This window comes from Pseudomonas sp. SDO5271_S396 (assembly GCF_054071795.1).
In genome coordinates this window covers 1-19473 of record NZ_JBSVWB010000064.1, presented here as the reverse complement: position 1 = coordinate 19473, position 19473 = coordinate 1, and the positions used below count along the sequence as shown (strand labels likewise).

The 19473-nt window shown below is 61.9% G+C and carries 13 protein-coding genes; 1 reads left to right on the top strand and 12 read right to left on the bottom strand.

What is annotated here, in order from left to right:
- From yccS to betI, 12 genes are all read right to left on the bottom strand, one after another.
- Window positions 1–2184: a YccS family putative transporter gene (gene yccS, locus ACW9IN_RS27480; RefSeq protein WP_457368810.1), complete on the bottom strand. Its 2184-nt coding sequence runs from the start codon at window positions 2182–2184 to the stop codon at window positions 1–3.
- 226 nt (window positions 2185–2410) lie between these two features.
- Window positions 2411–3589 carry an NAD(P)/FAD-dependent oxidoreductase gene (locus tag ACW9IN_RS27475; protein ID WP_457368809.1) on the bottom strand — a complete coding sequence of 393 codons (1179 nt, stop codon included), beginning with the start codon at window positions 3587–3589 and terminating at the stop codon, window positions 2411–2413.
- A gap of 195 nt (window positions 3590–3784) precedes the next feature.
- Window positions 3785–5122 carry an ATP-dependent RNA helicase DbpA gene (gene dbpA, locus ACW9IN_RS27470; RefSeq protein ID WP_457368822.1) on the bottom strand — a complete coding sequence of 446 codons (1338 nt, stop codon included), beginning with the start codon at window positions 5120–5122 and terminating at the stop codon, window positions 3785–3787.
- A 130-nt stretch (window positions 5123–5252) separates the two neighbouring features.
- Window positions 5253–6680 (bottom strand): multidrug transporter subunit MdtD, encoded by a 1428-nt coding sequence (gene mdtD, locus ACW9IN_RS27465; RefSeq protein ID WP_457368808.1) that lies wholly within the window; start codon window positions 6678–6680, stop codon window positions 5253–5255.
- A gap of 36 nt (window positions 6681–6716) precedes the next feature.
- Window positions 6717–7565, bottom strand: a complete 849-nt coding sequence (locus ACW9IN_RS27460) for an alpha/beta fold hydrolase (protein ID WP_457368807.1) — start codon at window positions 7563–7565, stop codon at window positions 6717–6719.
- A gap of 220 nt (window positions 7566–7785) precedes the next feature.
- Window positions 7786–8511: a hypothetical protein gene (locus ACW9IN_RS27455; protein ID WP_457368806.1), complete on the bottom strand. Its 726-nt coding sequence runs from the start codon at window positions 8509–8511 to the stop codon at window positions 7786–7788.
- Window positions 8512–8673: 162 nt separating this feature from the next.
- Window positions 8674–9882: a hypothetical protein gene (locus tag ACW9IN_RS27450; RefSeq protein ID WP_457368805.1), complete on the bottom strand. Its 1209-nt coding sequence runs from the start codon at window positions 9880–9882 to the stop codon at window positions 8674–8676.
- 260 nt (window positions 9883–10142) lie between these two features.
- Window positions 10143–11459 (bottom strand): TldD/PmbA family protein, encoded by a 1317-nt coding sequence (locus tag ACW9IN_RS27445; protein ID WP_457368804.1) that lies wholly within the window; start codon window positions 11457–11459, stop codon window positions 10143–10145.
- Entirely contained in the window at window positions 11459–12901 is a 1443-nt protein-coding gene (locus tag ACW9IN_RS27440; protein WP_457368803.1) for a TldD/PmbA family protein, read from the bottom strand. Before ACW9IN_RS27440 ends, ACW9IN_RS27445 begins: the two co-directional genes overlap by 1 nt.
- A gap of 196 nt (window positions 12902–13097) precedes the next feature.
- The gene (gene betA / locus ACW9IN_RS27435) at window positions 13098–14792 is read right to left on the bottom strand and encodes a choline dehydrogenase (protein WP_457368802.1); all 1695 of its coding nucleotides are present in this window, start codon (window positions 14790–14792) and stop codon (window positions 13098–13100) included.
- 136 nt (window positions 14793–14928) lie between these two features.
- Window positions 14929–16401, bottom strand: a complete 1473-nt coding sequence (betB, locus tag ACW9IN_RS27430; RefSeq protein WP_457368801.1) for a betaine-aldehyde dehydrogenase — start codon at window positions 16399–16401, stop codon at window positions 14929–14931.
- A gap of 50 nt (window positions 16402–16451) precedes the next feature.
- Entirely contained in the window at window positions 16452–17057 is a 606-nt protein-coding gene (gene betI, locus ACW9IN_RS27425; RefSeq protein WP_457368800.1) for a transcriptional regulator BetI, read from the bottom strand.
- A gap of 379 nt (window positions 17058–17436) precedes the next feature.
- Between betI and ACW9IN_RS27420 the strand changes: the two genes are divergently transcribed.
- Complete coding sequence (locus tag ACW9IN_RS27420) at window positions 17437–19371, top strand: BCCT family transporter (protein ID WP_457368821.1); 1935 nt, start codon at window positions 17437–17439, stop codon at window positions 19369–19371.
- Window positions 19372–19473: the final 102 nt, after the last annotated feature.

Here is a 19473-nt window from a genome sequence, read left to right as displayed (position 1 = left end):
TCAATCCGCGCTGGTGTCCTTGATCAGATGCGCCGCCAGCGTGCGCAACGGCCCCAGTTGCCGGCAGATCAACGCCAACTGCGTTTGCACCAGTCGCTGGCCTTCGTCGATCTCGTCCGGCATCTGTTCCAGGTCCGCCGCCAGTGCTTCCTCCGCATCGCTCTGAATCGCGATGGGCTGCTTGTTGGCCAGCCCCGTGGCAATTTCGTCGATGCTCAGCGCCAGGGTGTTGCCGGCCCCGTCGATCAGGTGTTCGCGCACGTCGGCGGGCAGTTGGGTTTCGCGGTGTGCGCCGAGCCCTGACAAGTAGCTGAGCAAGGTGTGCGATAACACCAGGAAGCGGAAGCCCACGTCTGCTTCCTTACGGAAATGCCCGGGTTCCATCAGCATGTTCGCCAGGGTGGTGGACAGCGCCGCGTCGGCGTTGTGGGCGTTGCGGCGGGCCAGACGGTAGGCCAGGTCGTCGCTCTTGCCGGCGGCGTATTGCTGCATGATCTGGCGCAGGTAGATGCTGTTGCAGGTCAGGGTATTGGCCAGCACTTTGTTCAGGCGACGGCCTTGCCAGTCCGGCAGGAACAGGAACACCGCCAGGCCTGCGATCAGGCTGCCGAGCAGGGTATCGAACAGCCTCGGCACGAACAGCCCGTAGCCATCGCCCACCTGGTTGAAGCAGAACAGCACCATCAGGGTGATCGCCGCCGTGGCCAGGGTGTAGCGGGTGGTGCGGTTGATAAAGAACACCAGGCCTGCGGCGATGGCGAACATCGACTGCACCAACGGGCTGGGGAACAGGTCGAATAGCGCCCAGGCCACGGTCAAACCGATGGCGGTGCCGATGATCCGCTGACCCAGTTTGCGCCGCGTGGCGCCGTAGTTGGGCTGGCATACGAACAGGGTGGTGAGGATGATCCAGTAACCCTGGGACGGGTGGATCAAATGCACCATCCAGTAGCCGACGATCAGCGCCAGCGGCAGGCGCAGGGCATGGCGGAACAGCAATGAAGTGGGCGTCAACTGAGTGCGCAGGCGTGTCCACATTTCCCGCAGGTTGCGTGGCGAACGGTCGAGCAGGCTGCTGTCGGTGGCGTCGGCCAGGGCATCGGGGTTGCTGGCGTCGCTGAGCAGGCGGTCGAGCGTGGACAGGTTGGCCGCCAGGGCGCGCAACGAACGCAGCAAGCCGCGCCAGGCCGGGTTGCTCTGGATGCGCAGGTGTTCCATGGACGCGTTCAAATCGCCCAGGGCTTCGGCGAAGCTGTCGTCATAGATGAACGGCTGGCGCAGTTGGATCGACTCGGCCAGGGTCTGACAGGCCTTGCCCTGCTGGCGCAGCAGACGCTGGCAGCGGAACAGCACATCGCTGTGGAAAAACGCCTCGGCCAGCGCGTTGTACGGGTAGTGGGACGAACTGGCGCGTTCGTGGATGTCCTGGGCCAGGAAGTACAGCTTCAGGTAGCGGCTGACTTTGGAACCTGGGCGGCCATTGCCCACGCGATGCAGGATGATTTCCTTCGCGGCATTGAGCGCCGCTACCACACGGCCATTTTGCTGGGCCAATTCCAGGCGGCGCGCTTCCACGTCCAACTGGCGGATTGGCTCGAACAGTGACGATTTGAGCTTGAGGTAGCGCCCCAGCTCGCGGAACAACCGCGCCAGGCTCTGCTGCACCGGCTGGTTGGAAAACAGTGCCTGCCACAACACCGACAGCACGCCGTACCAGGCGGCACCGGCCACTAGCAACAAGGGTTCGTGCCAGAAGTCGGTGACCGCGCCGCCGCGCTGGTCCACGCCGATCATGGTGTACACCGACAGAATCAGCGTTGCCGAAGCAATCGCGCCATAACGTTCGCCGAGTGCGCCGAGCATGGTCAGGCAGAAACTGGCCAGGGCCAGGGCGACCGCGAAGATCCAGGGGTAGGGAAACAGCAGCTCCACCGACAGCGCGGCAACGCTGAAACACACCAGCGTCACCGCCAGGGCATTGAGACGGCCCTGCCAACTGTCGTCGGTCTCGGCCAGGGCACTGGCGATAATCCCCAGGAACAACGGGATCAGCAGCGTCATTTCATCCTGATACCAGCACAGCGCCATGCTGCCGGTGAGGGCGATGAATACCCGTACGCTATAACTGAATTTATCCAGCGCCCACAGGCGCCGCATGGACTGCTTGAACGAGGTCGATGACATGAAGGCTGAAGTCTTCCGAGACGATGCCGCTAAATTGAGCCATCAGTGACGTCACGGCAAGCGTGGCGATCACATCCAACAGCAAAATTTTATCGGTCACCACAAAGCCAATGTGGGAGCTGGCTTGTCGAACCGTCGCACCGCTGCGATAGCGATGGTGAGTCCAACGTCGCTATCGCAGGCAAGCCAGCTCCCACAGGGGACAGCATTTCAAGGTTAAGTCGTGTCAGGCGTACTGCGCCGCCGCGTAGCCCGAAGCCCACGCCCACTGGAAGTTGAAGCCGCCCAGGTGACCGGTCACATCCAGCACTTCACCGATAAAATACAGGCCCGGGCTTTTCAGCGACTCCATGGTCTTGGACGACACTTCCCGCGTATCCACGCCGCCCAGCGTGACTTCCGCCGTGCGGTAACCCTCGGTGCCGGCGGGCACCAACTGCCAACTGCCGAGTTTGTGGGCGATGTCGGCAATTTCGGCGTGGGTGTACTGCTTCATTGGCTTGGACACGAACCAGGTATCTGCCAGCAGGTTGGCCATCTTCTTGGTGAAGAGTTCGCCCAGCAGGGTTTTCAGCTCGCTGTTGGGGCGCTCGGCCTGTTGCTGTTGCAGCCAGGTGTGGGCGTCGTGGTCGGGCAGCAGGTTGATTTCCACCGTGTCACCGGGTTCCCAGTACGAGGAAATCTGCAGAATCGCCGGCCCGCTGAGGCCACGGTGGGTAAACAGGATGTTCTCGCGAAAGCTCTGGCCATTGCAGCTGACCAGGCAATCCACGGAAGTACCGGACAGCTCGCCGCACAATTCCTTGAGCTGGTCGGTGATGGTGAACGGCACCAGCCCGGCACGGGTCGGCAGCAGTTCATGACCAAATTGCCTGGCCACTTGATACCCAAAGCCGGTGGCGCCCAGTGTGGGAATCGACAGGCCGCCGGTAGCGATCACCAGCGATTCGCAGCGCAACTCACCCAGGGTGGTCTGCAACTGATAGCCACGGTCGAGTTTGGTGATTTCCTGGATCGAGGTGTCCAGGTGCAGGCTGACACCGGCCTGGTCGCATTCGTCGAGCAGCATGCCGAGGATGTCGCTGGACTTGTTGTCGCAGAACAGCTGGCCGAGTTTCTTCTCGTGGTACGGCACGCCGTGCTTGGCCACCAGACCGATGAAATCCCACTGGGTGTAGCGGGCCAGGGCGGACTTGCAGAAGTGCGCGTTGTGGGAGAGGAAGTTCGCAGGCTCGGTGTACATGTTGGTGAAATTGCAGCGGCCACCGCCGGACATCAGGATCTTCTTGCCGGCCTTGTTCGCATGGTCGATCAGCATCACTTTGCGCCCGCGTCCGGCAGCGGTCAGTGCGCACATCAAACCTGCGGCGCCGGCGCCAATGATCACAACTTCGGTCGAGCGCAAAGCAATGTCCTCACAAAAACTCAATATGAAATGCAATCAAATGTGGGAGCTGGCTTGTGTGGGAGTCGGGCTTGCCCGCGATGCAGGCACCTCGGTATGTCAGTGACACCGAGGTGATGCTATCGCAGGCAAGCCAGCTCCCACACAAGCCAGCTCCCACATTGATTCGGTTCCCACAGTAAATATGTGGGGTTCTTACAGGATCCGCACGCGCAACGAACGGCCCTTGATCTTGCCATCGTTCAAACGCTGCAACGCCTGCTTGGCGATCCCGCGCTCTACCGCCACATAGGCCTGGAAGTCAAAGATCGCGATCTTGCCGACCTGGGCACCCGGGATGCCGGCTTCACCCGTCAACGCGCCGAGGATATCGCCCGGGCGCACCTTGTCTTTACGCCCGGCAGCGATGCACAGGGTACTCATCTGCGGCAGCAGCGGACCACCGCCCTGTGGCTTGAGGTTGTCCAGTTGGTCCCAGTTCAACGGGGTTTTCTGCAACTGCTCGATGGCCTGGGCGCGGTGTGCCTCGGACGGTGCCACCAGGCTGATCGCAATTCCGGTCTCGCCGGCACGCCCGGTGCGGCCCACGCGGTGGATGTGGATTTCCGAGTCGCGGGCCAGTTCGACGTTGATGACCATGTCCAGCGAGTCGATGTCCAGGCCGCGGGCGGCGACGTCGGTGGCCACCAGCACCGAGGTGCTGCGGTTGGCGAACATCGCCAGCACCTGGTCACGGTCGCGTTGTTCCAGGTCGCCGTGCAGGCCGACGGCGGAAATACCCTTGGCCGTCAGATGGTCCACGGTTTCCTGTACTTGTTGCTTGGTAAAGCAGAACGCCACGCACGAGGCCGGGCGGAAGTGCCCCAGCACCTTGGTCACGGCGCTCATGCGTTCTTCCGGCGAAATTTCGTAGAAACGCTGCTCGATCTGATCGTCGGAGTGGAACGCCTCAGCTTTCACCTGCTGTGGCGCGCGCATGAACTTGGAGGCCAGTTGCTTGATGCTCACCGGGTAGGTAGCGGAGAACAGCAGGGTCTGGCGACGTGCCGGGGTCTGGCCAATGATGTCTTCGATGGCCTCGTAGAAACCCATGTCGAGCATGCGATCGGCTTCGTCGAGAATCAGCGTGTTCAGGCCGTCCAAGACCAGCGAGCCTTTGCGCAAATGCTGCTGGATGCGCCCCGGGGTGCCAACGATGACGTGGGCGCCGTGCTCCAGCGAGGCGATCTGTGGGCCGAGGGACACGCCGCCGCACAGGGTCAGCACCTTGATGTTGTCTTCGGCGCGGGCCAGGCGGCGGATTTCCTTGGCCACCTGGTCGGCCAGTTCGCGGGTCGGGCACATCACCAGCGCCTGGCAACCAAAGTAACGCGGGTTGATCGGGTTCAGCAGGCCGATGCCGAAGGCCGCGGTCTTGCCGCTGCCGGTCTTGGCCTGGGCAATCAGGTCCAGCCCTTTAAGGATCACCGGCAAGCTTTGCGCCTGGATCTGCGTCATCTCGACATAACCCAGCGAGTCGAGGTTAGCCAGCATGGCGGCGGACAGGGGCAAAGTATTAAAAGCGGTGGCGATGGTAGTCACGGGACTGGCTCTGCAAAACAAAATGTCGCGCAGTGTACCAGTCTCGTGGGAATTTCCCTGCAAGTTCTAGACGAGAAGCCTGTCAATGCTCGATGTCGTGCTCACGGCTGACCACCCGTTTGCCGTCGGTGGGCGACAATTGCAGGAAGATCGCCGCCGCCAGCATCGCCATGATACCCACGGTAAGGAAGGTCAACTGGAACGCGCCGAGTACGCTTTCCACACCGTCATTGCCGGTTTCGGCGGTAAAACCGCCAAGCAGTGCACCGGCGCAGGCCACGCCCAGGCTGAGGGACAACTGCGCCACCACCGACAGCAAACTGTTGCCGCTGCTGGCCTGGGCGTCGTCGAGGTCGATCAGGGTGACGGTGTTCATCGCGGTGAATTGCAGGGAGTTGATCGCCCCCAGAATCGCCAGCATGCACAGTAGCAGCGGGTAGGGCGTGTGCTCGCTGACCAGGCCCATGCTGGCCAGCATGATGCCCAGCGCCAGGGTGTTGCCGGTCAGCACGATACGGTAGCCGAGGCGTTCGATCAGGGTGCGCGCGATGGACTTGGCGAACATCGCCGCCGCCGCCAGCGGCAGCATGCTCATCCCGGCTTCCGACGGTGAATAACCCAGCGCCACCTGCAACAGCAACGGCACCAGGAACGGCAACGCGCCGCTGCCCAGCCGCGCGAACAGGTTGCCGAGGATGCCCACCGCAAAGGTGCGGGTCTTGAACAGCACCGGCGAGAACAGTGGGTTATCGATATGCCCGGCACGCAGCCAATAGGCGGCCAGGCAGGCCAGCCCGCCGAACAGCAGCAACATTACCCGCAGGTGCGGCAGGTGCAGTTCGCCCAGGCCTTCCATGGCGATGGTGATCAGTACCATCGCCGCGCCGAACAGCACGAAACCCACACCATCGAAGCGCGTGCGTTCGCTGCCGCGCAGGTCGGGGATCAGTTTCCACACGGCGTAGCACCCGACCATGCCCACCGGGAGGTTGATCAGGAAAATCCAGTGCCAGGTCAGGTATTGCACCATCCAGCCGCCCAGGGTCGGACCAAGCAGCGGGCCCAGCAGGCCGGGAATGGTAATGAAGCCCATGATCCGCACCAGCTCGGAGCGCGGGTAGGCGCGCAGCACCACCAGTCGCCCGACCGGCAGCATCAACGCGCCGCCCAGGCCCTGGATCACCCGGGCGCCCACCAGCACGGTCAAGCTGTTGGACAGGGCGCAGAGCAGGGAGCCGATGCTGAACAACAGGATCGCGCCAAAGAAGATTTTCTTGGTGCCGAAGCGGTCGGCGATCCAGCCTGACGCCGGGATCAGCAAGGCCACGGTGAGCATGTAGGCGATCACCACCCCCTGCATGCGCAACGGGTTTTCCGCGAGGTCCCGGGCCATGGCCGGCAGTGCCGTGTTGAGGATAGTCCCGTCGAGCGATTGCATGAAGAAGGCAATCGCCACCACCCAGGGGAGCCAGCGGGCGGTCTTGGCATCGAGCGGGACACGGTTCGGCATGGAAACCCTTTTTGTTAGCAGGCTATGTGTCGGCGATTATGCGCCATCCTTCGCGCTTTTTCCCACCAGGAAATCCAGCAGTTCGCGGTGCACCGCCGTGGCCGCTTCGCTGGATTCGAGGTCGAGCAAATGGCCGGTGTGTTCGGCCACGGCAAAGCTCGAGCGCCCCACGTACTGCTTGAACAACCGGGCCTCGGCGGCGGGGGTGTATTCGTCCAGGGCGCCGTTGAGAAAGTGCACCGGCGTCTCGATCTGCTTGAGCGCCGGCAGGTAATTGCCATCGCCCAGCGCCAATACCTGATGGATGTGAAAGCGCGCCTGGCGGTACTCGTTGGTGGCCATGGTCGACAGGTGCCGGTGATTGTTGCGCTTGAGTCGGGGCGACAGGTATTTGCCCACGGTTTCGTTGAGCAGGTGGCCGACGGCGGATTTGTCATCGGCCTCGATCAGCACGCGCACACGTTCCACATAGTCGAGCATGGCCTGGTTGAGGTTGGGCGCCAGGGCCATCACCACCGAGCTTTCGATGGAAGGCGGGTTGTGGGCCAACGTCAACAGCGTGGAAATACCGCCCCACGAGGCCGACACCAGGTGGTTGACCTGGAAGCGCTCCACCAGGGCGCGCAGCATTTGCACTTCGTCATCTTTGGTGACCAGGTCCAGGTCGGTGTTGTGTTCGCGCGAATAACCGGAGAACGGCAGGTCGAACAGCAACACATTGAAATGCTCGGCCAGGCATTTACTGGTGCGGGCGAAGGAGCGCGTGGTGGACAGCGCGCCATTGACCATCAGCACGGTCTTTTTTTCCGAATCGTTTCCCAGCTGCTCAACATGAACGTTGTAGTGCTTGAACAGCCTTTCAATGACAAAACTTCCATGGTTCATGTCAACGCTCCAGCTTGCCGTTTACCAGGCAAGGTCATGCATCACGTGCGCGCACGCGAGGTTAGTGGCGGGATGCCATTAACCGTTATATCGGGGATTCTGGAGGTGGACAACCGGGCGAACGGTCAATTTCCGAAGGATGAGACGGATCGCCCAGACTGGAGGGCGCTGCCTGTCGGAAAGGGCGTTCCGACAGGGCGAAGGGTGAATTCGAACGCGCTCAAGTCAGGATCAAGGCTTCCGGTGCACTTTCCCACGACGAGCCGGCAAGTCGTTTGCGAGTGCCCCACACGTCCATATACCCATCGATGACCGCCACCGAATGCCTGGCATCGGTGAGGGTGCCGACCGCGCCGTTTTTCAACGCCTCGACGGTGCCCTCGCGAAAGTGATCCTTCAGGCCCAGGCGTCTCAAGGCTTCGCCGGGGAATTCACCGTCGTTCAACGTCTGCATCGCGGCGTCGAAACTGCGTGCGGCCCAAGCGTCATTGTTTTCGTTCTGGGCTCGTTTGGCACTGGCGGCGTAGAGAAAAATGGCATGCTGCAAGACCGTACCCCTTCCGACCCATCCTGCTTTGGCTTCGGCCTGTTGCAGCTCTTGATGGGTCAGGAAGACGCTGACGTTGTCCCTCATCAAGACCTCATAACCTGCGTCGGTGCGGGTAACCTTTTCGAAAATCCCCCGGGGGTGGCTACCGTACTTGACCATGGCGGCCTTGATGGCCGAGACGGTGACGCAATTGCCCTCGGTCACCTGAAAAAAATCGGCCCAGATATTGTTGGGGCGAACGCCCGAAGTGGTGTCGGAGCGGGGGGCGGCGGTCGGGATTTCGTTTCCTTGGGTGTAATGGGCTTCAAACTTGCCATTGTTCAGCTGTCGGTTATTGACGCGGTGGTTGTCGTAGGGGGTGGCGAAGGTTGGAACGAAAGACGAGACGGTATTCATAGTCAGAGGCTCATGAAGGCAGTGGAAGTTGAAGAACCCTTACGCGAGTTGATACCCGTGGGTTTGCGTGACGCCGTCTTCGGGGAGGGTTTTGCCTTCTTTGACAAAGGTGCCGTCCTGGAACAAGCCGCCGGCGTTTCCTCCAATGATCAACACCAACCCTTAGGCATCACCGGCCCGCTCGACGTAGTTGATGGCGCGAGTGACTCCCATGCCCTCCAGGATGTTCTTGACGGTACGCCCATGCAGATTGCCCTCCAGTGCCGCCTCGAAACTCAAGCCGAAGGACGGCACCGGCGGTTGCAGGTGTTGGCGCTTGATGTAGGCCGCAAAAATGAAGTTCGCATCATTTAGCAAGCCTTGGTCATTTCCCAGGAACAAAGACTGATCGCTGACAAGCTTGAGTTCTTCCCGGGAAAGCTCCAGCTTGAACCCGTCCCTGAAGGTGACCTGGTATCGGTTGTCTGCAAAGGTCACGCGTGAGAAGACGTCGGTCGGGCTTTGCCCGAATCGGGCCATCAGCAGCTTTATGACGTCGGCGTGCGTGGCGGTTTCGCCCTGAAAGAAAAACGGCCTTCGCGTGTAGAAACCCAATAAGGGATCGTCCGGTTTCTGGCCGTTTGTTTTGGGGGAGAGGTCGGGCAGCGTCTTGGAAGCTTCGGCGTCGAGCTCGAACGTGAAGGGTTTGACCGGGCGGGCGGGAACGCTCAGGGACGGCGTAGCGTTGGAGGGCTGTTTGAGGACGATAAAGCTCTCGATCCATTTGGGCACTGGTTGCTTGGTGCCGTACGCCTCCATGGAACCGCCATGGATCATGCCGCGTTTGTGGGCGAACACCTTCATGGCGGGCACGGCCACTCGGTCACCCACGTCGTGGGACCACACCTGCTGCAACTGATAACCGAGGCCTAACAGCGTCAAGGCCGCATGCCCACCGATACCCTCGTCGGCGGCTTGCAGGGTCGCGCTGAAACTGCGTTTATGCAGCTCGCTGCGGTAGCCGATTTTGTCCTGGTCGTATTCGGCCTCGAGGTGTTTGCGTTTATTCATGACGGCGAAGAGGAAGCGTGCATCGCTCACCTGACTTTTGTCATGCCCGGAAAACTTTGCATAACCTGCAGCCAGGCGTAACTCATCGTTGGAAATATGCAGCTTGAAGCCGTCTTTCATGGTGATGTTGTAGCCGCTCCTGGTGGGGGCGACTTCATCGAACACACTGGACGGACTTTGGCCGAGGCCCGCCATCGCGGTTTTGATGGCGGCCACCCAGTCATCATGGTCGTTGCGACCAAAATAGGGATAGCGTTCATACGTCGCGTACAAGCCTGACCAGATAGCGTCAGGCGGCTGTTTGTTTTGGGGAGCGGGCATGAAGCTGCTCGGAGAGTGTGATATCCCTAAGTTCATGTGAGTTCTCTGACGGGTGTGATGATGCTCGAACCTGAGCATCCCAGTCAGTGGCGGGTGGCAATGATGGGTTCCGGTTGCCTGTGAGGCGATGCGTTACCGGACGTGAACGATCAGACGTTTTGAAATAGGACCGTTCCGGGATTCAGGTTTTTTGTCGGCATCCGGGTGTAGGAAAGACTCCCGTGCAGTCGCCGGCGCACCGGCTTCTGCACGGGATGGCCTTACAGGGTCAGGGTCAGGCGCTTGACCAGGGCGCCGGGCAACAGGTTGGAGGCGGTGTTGCGCTGGCCATAGGTACTCGCCGACAGCAGCAGTTCCCGATCGGCCGTCAGTGCTTCCAGTTGTGAGCCGAGCAACTGGTAGACGCTGTCATCAAAGCGCATGGTGCTGACCGGCGCCTTGATTTCACCGTCTTCCACCCAGAAGGTGGCGAAGCGGGTCATGCCGGTGAGGCGTGCCGCCGGGAGGTCGGAGTAGTTCAGGTACCACAGGTTACTGATGTACAGCCCGGTGCCCAGTTGTTTGAGAATGTCGGCCTGGGCCAGGCTGCCTGCCGCCACCTGCAAGGCACTGGGCGACTCGTCGCGGCTCGCGCCATTGGCGCTCAGGCCGTACTCGGCGGCGCTGCGCGAGTTGACCAACTGGCCTTCGGCCTTGCCCGCGTTGATCAAGGTGACATCGCTGCGCGGGTAACCTTCGGTCGAGAACGCCTGGCTCAGGGAGCCGCTGATGTGTTCGTCGACCCTCACCAGCGGGCTTAGCGACTGCTCGCCGGCATAGAGCTTTTGCAACGAGCTGCCTTTGCTGGCGATGGCCTGGGCGGAAAACCCGCCCCAGGTAATGATGCTGATGATTTCTTCCAGTGCCGCCGGTGCCAGGTACGCGCGGTATTGCCCGGGCGCCAGCTTGTGTGCGGGGCGGCCGAGAAACGCCAGTTGCTCGCGGGCTTGCTGGAAGCGCGCGGCGAACGCGGCGCTGTTCCAGGTGTGCCCGGCGTAGCTGGCTTTCACCGCTTCGCCATTGGCATGGAACAGGCTGAAATCGAAGTTGAAGCTATTGGCCTGATGCCAGCCGAACGCGCCGTTGGAACTGGCAAAACCACGGGTGATGGGGCCGGCGGCGTAGAAACCAACCAGGTCCACACCGTCGGCGGCCCGTTCGATGTCTTCCAGCACCTGGGCCAGTTCCGGCAATGGCCGGGTCTGTTCGTTATGGCTTTGCCAGGCCGTGCGGTTGAGCAGCAGGTACGGGTCCTGCGGCAGCAGCGGCAAGGTTTCGCGCAATTGTTGCAGGCCATCGGCCAAACGCTGGCGGTCCAGCTCCGGCGTGCCGGCAAGCGTGATGGCGAGGTCGGCGTGGCGACCGTCGCTGATCAGCTTGAGATTCAGACTGGCCTGTTGCACCTGGCCGGCCTGACGCACCTGGGCGTGGTTGAAACGCACGAATTCGGACGCTTCGTCTGCGTAGCCCAGTTGAAAATGCTCATTGTCGGTGAGGGCTTGCTTGAGCCATTCCACCAGTGCCTTGAAGTTATTCATCAGGCATCTCCCCCGAAAACGTCGACATGGCTGAACACGCAAGCCGGCGAAGCATGGCCGACGCGGATCACCTGGTTGGGTTCGCCCTTGCCGCAGTTGGGCGTGCCCAGCACTTTGAAGGTGCTGGCGTCGCCGACGGCGCTGAGTTTGCGCCAGAAGTCTGCGGAGATGGCGCGGTAGTTGGGGTTTTTCACCACGCCCTTGAGCTCGCCGTTTTCGATCAACTGGCCCCATTCGCAGCCGAACTGGAATTTGTTGCGCGCGTCGTCGATGGACCACGAACGGTTGGTGGCCATCAGAATGCCGTGTTCGATGCCGCTGACCAATTCGGCCAGGGTCTTGTCGCCGGCCTCGATATTGAGGTTGGCCATGCGGTCGATGGGCGGTCGGTTCCAACTGCATGCGCGGCTGTTGGCCACGCCTTGCAGGCCCGCCCGAAATTGCGACAACGCCCCGCCCAGCGGTTTGACCAACAGGCCGTCGCGGATCAGGAATTGCTTGCTGGCGCGGGTGCCGTCATCGTCATGGCCGTAGCTGGCGAGCTGTTCGGGGATGTCCGGATCGAAGGTCACGTTGAGCAACGGCGAGCCGTATTGCAGATGGCCGAAGTCGCTGGCCTTCACGAAACTGGTGCCCGCGTAGTTGCGCTCATCCCCCAGGATACGGTCGAGTTCCAGCGGGTGGCCGATGGATTCGTGGATCTGCAGCATCATCTGGTCGGGCATCAGCAACAGATCGCGGGGGCCCTGGGGCGTGTTTGGCGCGAGCAGCAGTTGCAGGGCCTCGTCGGCCACCGTGGCGGCGGCGCCCACCAGGCCGAAGCGGCGGATCACCTGCGCGCTGCCTTGCTGGCCGAAGTTGGTGCCGCCCAGGGTGCGGGTCTGGCTGTCGTTGCCGTCGAAGGCGGTGACACTCAGGCCCGGGTAGACGAAGCGCTGAGCCTGGCGCAGCTCGGCACCGGCACTGTTGAGGTAGATCTGTTCAACCCGGGTGGTGCCCAGGCTCACTTCCCAGTGCACCAGGCGCTCGTCCTTGGGCACGGCGGCGGATTCATCGCCGAGCAGCTGGTAGCAGTCGCTCAAAGACGGGAAGGGCTGTTCGAGGTCGGGTGACAGGTAGTCGGCCACATCGCTGGATACCGGCTGCTGGCGCAGGTCGAGCAGGGCATGGGGCAAAATCTGCCGGGCTTGCTGTTCGGCGCGTTCGAGGGCGGCTTGCAGGCCGGCCAGGGAAATATCGTGGGTCGCGGCGTAGGCTTCCACGCCGTTGAGACGCACTGTGAGCATGGCGCCTTCGTCGTGATTCAGGTGGGGCGGTTCGGCGACGTTCTTGCGCACGGCCAGGTATTGGCCGGATTCGCGCACGTAGCGCAGGGAGAAGAAGTCGGCGGTGGTGCGCAGGGCACTGAAATGCTGCTTGAGTGTGGCGTGGTAGTCGAACATGGGGCCTTCCTTGTGGGCGGCTCGGTGCGGGCAGGCAAACAGAGTAGGCCCGGGCTGGGAGCTGATCAAGGAAAGAGGTTCTGCGGTGTCTGGTCGGGCCTCATCGCGGGCAAGCCCGGCTCCCACATTTTGATTTGTGAACCCAATCAAATGTGGGAGCCGGCTTGCCTGCGATACAGGCACCGCGGTGCTTCAGTTACTGCGCGATTTCACGCAGCGGCTTGCCACGCACCGGTGCATCGCCGGCCACGTAGTAGTCGGCGGTGCTGCGCGGCAGCGGCTGACGGCCACGGATCTTGTCGGCGATTTTCTCGGCGATCATGATCGTCGGCGCGTTCAGGTTGCCAGTGGTGATGATCGGCATGATCGACGCATCCACCACGCGCAGGCCTTGCATGCCATGCACGCGGCCTTCGCCATCCACTACGGCCATTTCGTCGGTGCCCATCTTGCACGAGCAGGACGGGTGGAACGCGGTTTCGGCGTGCTCGCGGATGAACTTGTCCAGCTGTTCATCGGTTTGCACCTCGATGCCCGGGCTGATTTCACGGCCACGGTATTGGTCCAGCGCCGGCTGGGCCATGATTTCACGGGTCAGGCGGATGCCGTCGCGGAATTCCTGCCAGTCCTGTTCGGTGGCCATGTAGTTGAAGAGGATGCTCGGGTAGTCCCGCGGGTTCTTCGACTTCAGTTGCACGCGGCCACGGCTGGGCGAGCGCATGGAACCCATGTGCGCCTGGAAACCGTGCTCCTGCACACCGTTGCTGCCGTTGTAGTTAATCGCCACCGGCAGGAAGTGGTACTGGATGTTCGGCCATTCGAATTCTTCACGGGTACGGATGAAACCGCCCGCTTCGAACTGGTTGCTGGCGCCGATACCGGTGCCGTTGAACAGCCATTCGGCACCGATGGCCGGCTGGTTGTACCAGAGCAGCGACGGGTACAGCGACACGGGCTGGGTGCAAGCATATTGCAGGTACAGCTCAAGGTGGTCCTGCAGGTTCTCGCCGACGCCCGGCAGGTCGTGGACCACCGGGATATCCAGGCTTTCCAGCAATTTGGCCGGGCCGACACCGGAGCGTTGCAGCAGTTGCGGCGAAGCGATGGCGCCGCTGCACACGATGACTTCCTTGCGGGCGCGGGCTTCGACACGCTCCTCTGCCGCGCCGATCAGGTAACGCACGCCCACGGCGCGCTTGCCTTCGAACAGCACTCGGTCGGTGAGCGCGTGGGTGACGATGGTCAGTGTGGAGCGCTTTTTGGCGGTGTCCAGGTAGCCACGCGCGGTGCTGGCGCGACGGCCTTTCGGCGTGACGGTACGGTCCATCGGGCCGAAACCTTCCTGCTGGTAGCCGTTCAGGTCGACGGTGCGCGGGTAACCGGCTTGCACGCCGGCTTCGACCATGGCGTGGAACAGCGGGTTGTTGCCGGCTTTTGGCGTGGTCACGCTGACCGGGCCATCGCCGCCGTGCCAGTCATTGGGGCCGATGTCGCGGGTTTCGGCTTTGCGGAAATACGGCAGGCAGTCCAGGTAGGTCCAGTCTTCCAGGCCTGGCAGTTTGGCCCAGCCGTCGTAGTCCATCGCGTTGCCACGGATGTAGCACATGCCGTTGATCAGCGAGGAGCCGCCCAGGCCCTTACCGCGACCGCATTCCATACGGCGGCCGTCCATGTGCGGCTCCGGGTCGGTCTCGTAGGCCCAGTTGTAGCGGCGGCCTTGCAGCGGGAACGCCAAGGCGGCAGGCATTTGCGTGCGGAAGTCGAAACGGTAGTCGGGGCCGCCGGCTTCCAGCAGCAGGACGGTGACGCCTTCGTCTTCGGTCAGACGGGTCGCCAGGGTGTTACCGGCGGAGCCGGCACCCACAATGATGTAATCGTATTCTTGGGACATTGGATGCACCCTCTTTTGAGATAGTCAGGTCGGGCCTCATCGCGGGCAAGCCCGGCTCCCACAGGGGAACGCAGTCCAAATGTGGGAGCTGGCTTGCCTGCGATAGGGCACTCACAGGCAATACAAGGCTCGGGGCTTAGAACACCGAGGCGTAGTCGCCCAGCTCAACCTGGACCGATTTGATGCGGGTGAAGTTGTTCAGCGAGCTGATACCGTTCTCGCGGCCCACACCGGATTGCTTGTAGCCGCCGACCGGCATCTTGGCGTCGGACTCGCCCCAGGCGTTGATCCAGCAGATACCCGCTTCCAGTTGATGAATCACGCGGTGGGCGCGGTTCAGGTCTTTGGTCACCAGGCCGGCGGCCAGGCCGAAGTCGGTATCGTTGGCGCGGCGGATCACTTCTTCTTCGGTTTCGTAGGTCAGGATCGCCATGACCGGGCCGAAGATTTCTTCACGGACGATGGTCATGTCGTCGGTGCAGTCGGTGAATACGGTCGGGGCCACGAACGCGCCTTTGGCGAACGCGCCGTCGGTGAGACGGTCACCGCCGCACAGCAGGCGGGCGCCTTCGGCCTTGCCTTTGCTGATGTAGCCCAACACGCTTTCCATGTGGGCGAAGCTGACCAGCGGGCCGAAGTTGGTGTTTTCGTCTTCCGGGTTGCCGACGCGAATGCGCGCCACACGCTCGACGATCTTGGCTTCGAATGCCGCTTGCAGGTGCTTGGGCACGAACACGCGGGTGCCGTTGGTGCAGACCTGGCCGGAGCTGTAGAAGTTGGCCATCATCGCAGTGTCGGCGGCGCGGTCCAGGTCGGCGTCGTCGAAGATGATCAGCGGGGACTTGCCGCCCAGTTCCATGGTCACGTCTTTGAGCGACGAGCTGGAAGCGCTGGCCATGACTTTCTTGCCGGTGTCGGTACCGCCGGTGAACGAAACTTTCTCGATGCGCGGGTGCTCGGTCAGCCAGGTGCCGACTTCACGGCCGCTGCCGGTCAGTACGTTGAACACGCCCGCCGGAACACCGGCCTCGGTGTAGATCTCGGCCAGTTTCAGGGTGGTCAGCGAGGTGACTTCGCTCGGCTTGAAGATCATCGCGTTGCCGGCGGCCAGGGCTGGTGCGGATTTCCACAGGGCGATCTGGATCGGGTAGTTCCACGCGCCGATACCGGCGACCACGCCCAGCGGCTCGCGGCGGGTGTAGACGAACGAGGTGGTGCGCAGCGGGATTTGCTCGCCTTCGATGGCCGGCACCAGGCCTGCGTAGTATTCCAGCACGTCGGCGCCGGTGACGATGTCGACGTATTTGGTTTCGGAGAAGGCTTTGCCGGTGTCCAGGGTTTCCAGGGCGGCCAGTTCGTTGTTGCGCTCGCGCAGGATTTCGACGGCGCGACGCAGGATGCGCGAACGCTCCATGGCGGTCATGGCGGCCCAGATTTTCTGGCCTTTTTCGGCGCTGACCACGGCGCGTTCGACGTCGTCTTTGGTGGCGCGTTGTACTTGGGCGAGGACTTCACCGTTAGCCGGGTTGATGGCTTCGAAGGTGGCGTCGCTGCTGGCGTCGCTGTAGCCGCCGTCAATGTAGAGTTTTTGCAGTTCGAAACGGGCCATAAAGTCCTCGCAAGTGCATAAGTGGTTGGCGCGGTTCGGGCGTTGAGCGGTTATGTGTGCTCTAACGTACCCTGCTTGGCCAATTGGAAATCCATGTATTCGTAAGCGATCCGTTGCGCCTGCTCCGTGTCGAAAGCGTCTCCCGACAGGGCGCCGCGCAACCACAAACCGTCGATCAGGGCCGCCAGGCCTCGGGCTGCCTTGCGTGCGCGCGGCAGCGGCAGCACTCGGCGGAACTGGCAGCACAGGTTGGAATACAGACGTTGATCGTTGATCCGCTGCAACCGGTGCAATGACGGGTGGTGCATGCTGGTGGCCCAGAAGGCCAGCCAGGTTTTCATTGCCGGGCCATTGACCTGGCTGGCGTCGAAGTTGCCTTCGATAATCACCTGGAGGTGCGCCCGCGGGCTGTCATCCTTCAGGGCGCGCCTGCGTTCGTGGACGTTGTCGATCAGCGCGTTCATCAGGTAACGCATGGTCGCTGCGATCAGGCCGTTCTTGTCCTGAAAGTAGTGGCTGATGATGCCGTTCGAGACGCCGGCCAAACGAGCGATCAGCGCAATGCTGGCGTCCCCCATTCCGACCTGATCGATGGCCGTCAACGTGGCTTCGATCAACTGCTGGCGGCGTATGGGTTGCATACCGACCTTGGGCATGTAGCACCTCTCCTTAGGCCTTCCGGCGGGCGACAACGTCCGTCGGCTTGGAGGCCAGTCTATTTTGTTTTGATTGAACGTTCAATCAACAAAGAATAAGATCTGCGACAAATGGTCGCTGCCTACAGGTATTTCCTACGTGTGAGCGTCGACATCTGACACCTGTCAAACCCTTTGAAACCGCCCTGGCCATGGCTCTGGCGGGGTTCAGAGGTTTTCGGGGTGTCTTTATAACACCCGTCCGTCGACTGCCGAAAAATCGATGTCCCGGGATAACCGTTGCCTTGTGTTTCTCTCTCGCACTGCCCGGAGCATCTGCGCCATGAGTTCTGCTTCTCTTATAAAAACCCCGCCGGAAAAGGTGCGGGTAAACGGTTGGGTGTTCTACACCTCCACCGCGTTGATTCTGCTGTTGACGGCCATTCTGATCATCGCCCCGCAAGAAGCCGGACGCCTGCTCGGCGTGGCCCAGGCGTGGCTGTCGAAAAGCTTCGGCTGGTACTACATGGTGGTCATCGCCGCCTACCTCGTGTTCGTGGTCGGCCTGGCGTTTTCCTCGTACGGCAAGTTGAAACTGGGCAGCAAGGACGACACCCCGGACTTCAGTTACGGCGCCTGGGCCGGCATGCTGTTCTCGTCGGGCATCGGCATTTCGCTGCTGTACTTCGGCGCGTCGGAGCCCCTGGACCACTACTTCAACCCGCCGGAAGGCGCCGCGGCCAGCAATGGCGCTGCACGCCAGGCGTTGCAACTGACCTTCCTGCACTGGGGCCTGCACGGCTGGGCGATCTATGCCCTGGTCGGCCTGGCCGTGGCGTACTTTGCCTATCGGCACAACCAGCCGTTGGCCCTGCGCTCGGCGCTGTACCCGCTGGCGGGCGAGCGTTGGGTCAAAGGCGCGGCCGGCCACGCGGTGGACGGTTTCGGCATGTTCGTGACCCTGCTGGGCCTGGTGACCAACCTGGGCATCGGTTCGATGCAGGTATCCTCGGGCCTCGAGAACCTGTTCGGCATGCAGCACAGCAACACCAACCTGCTGATCGTGATCATCGTGATGAGCACCGTGGCGACCATCGCTGCCGTGTCGGGTGTGGAGAACGGCATTCGCCGCCTGTCCAACCTCAACATCGTATTGTTCAGCGGTCTGTTGATCTTTGTGCTGTTGTTCGGCCCGACCCTGCACCTGCTCAACGGCTTTGTGCAGAACATCGGCGACTACATGAACGGCCTGGTGCTGAAAACTTTCGACCTCTATGTGTACGAAGGCGACGCCGACAAGACCGAGCGCTGGATGGGCCTGTGGACCCTGTTCTACTGGGCCTGGTGGATTTCCTGGGCGCCATTCGTGGGCATGTTCATCGCACGTATTTCCCGTGGTCGCACCGTGCGCGAGCTGGTGGCCGGCGTGCTGTTGATTCCACTGGGCTTTACCCTGGCGTGGCTGTCGATCTTCGGTAACTCGGCGCTGGACCTGGTACTCAACCACGGTGCGGTGGAGCTGGGCAAGACGGCGCTGGAGCAACCCTCCATGGCCATCTACCAACTGCTTGAGCATTACCCGGCGTCGAAAGTCGTGATCGGCGTGTCGATCTTCGTCGGCTTCGTGTTGTTCCTGACCCCGGCGGATTCCGGCGCGGTGATGATGGCCAACCTGTCCTGCAAGGGCGGCAACGTCGATGAGGACGCACCGCACTGGCTGCGGATCTTCTGGTCGGTGGTCATCACCCTCGTCACCATCGGCCTGTTGTTCGCCGGTAACTTCGAAGCCATGCAAACCATGGTGGTGCTGGCGGGGCTGCCGTTCTCTGTGGTGCTGATCTTCTTTATGTTCGGTTTGCACAAAGCCATGCGCCAGGACGTGGCGGTCGAACAGGAGCAGGCGCAGTTGGCCGAGCGGGGGCGCCGTGGTTTCAGCGAGCGTCTGACCGCGCTGGACCTGCAACCGAGCCAGGGCACCGTGCAACGCTTTATGGACAAACACGTCACGCCGGCGCTGGAAGAAGCCGCGACCGCGTTGCGTGACCAGGGGCTGGAAGTGCAGACGCTGCTGGGTAAATCCAAGCGTTGCATCGGTGTGCGTATCGAGATGGAAGAGGGCAACCCGTTTGTCTACGAAGTGAGCCTGGATGCTTACTCCTCGGCACCGACCGATCTGCCCGAAGAAGAGCGCACGCGCTATTACCGCGCCGAGGTCTACCTGCACAACGGACCTCAGGAGTACGACCTGATGGGCTTCGCCCAGGAACAAATCACCCGGGACGTGCTCGATCAGTTTGAAAGCCATCGGCAGCTCCTTGGCCGGGTCTATAGCTGATAGTTGAAGCAAGCGGCGCCGTCACTGGCGCCGCCTTCTCAAGACTGCAATGCACTGTGGGAGCTGGCTTGCCTGCGATAGCTTTGGTGAATTCACTACAGC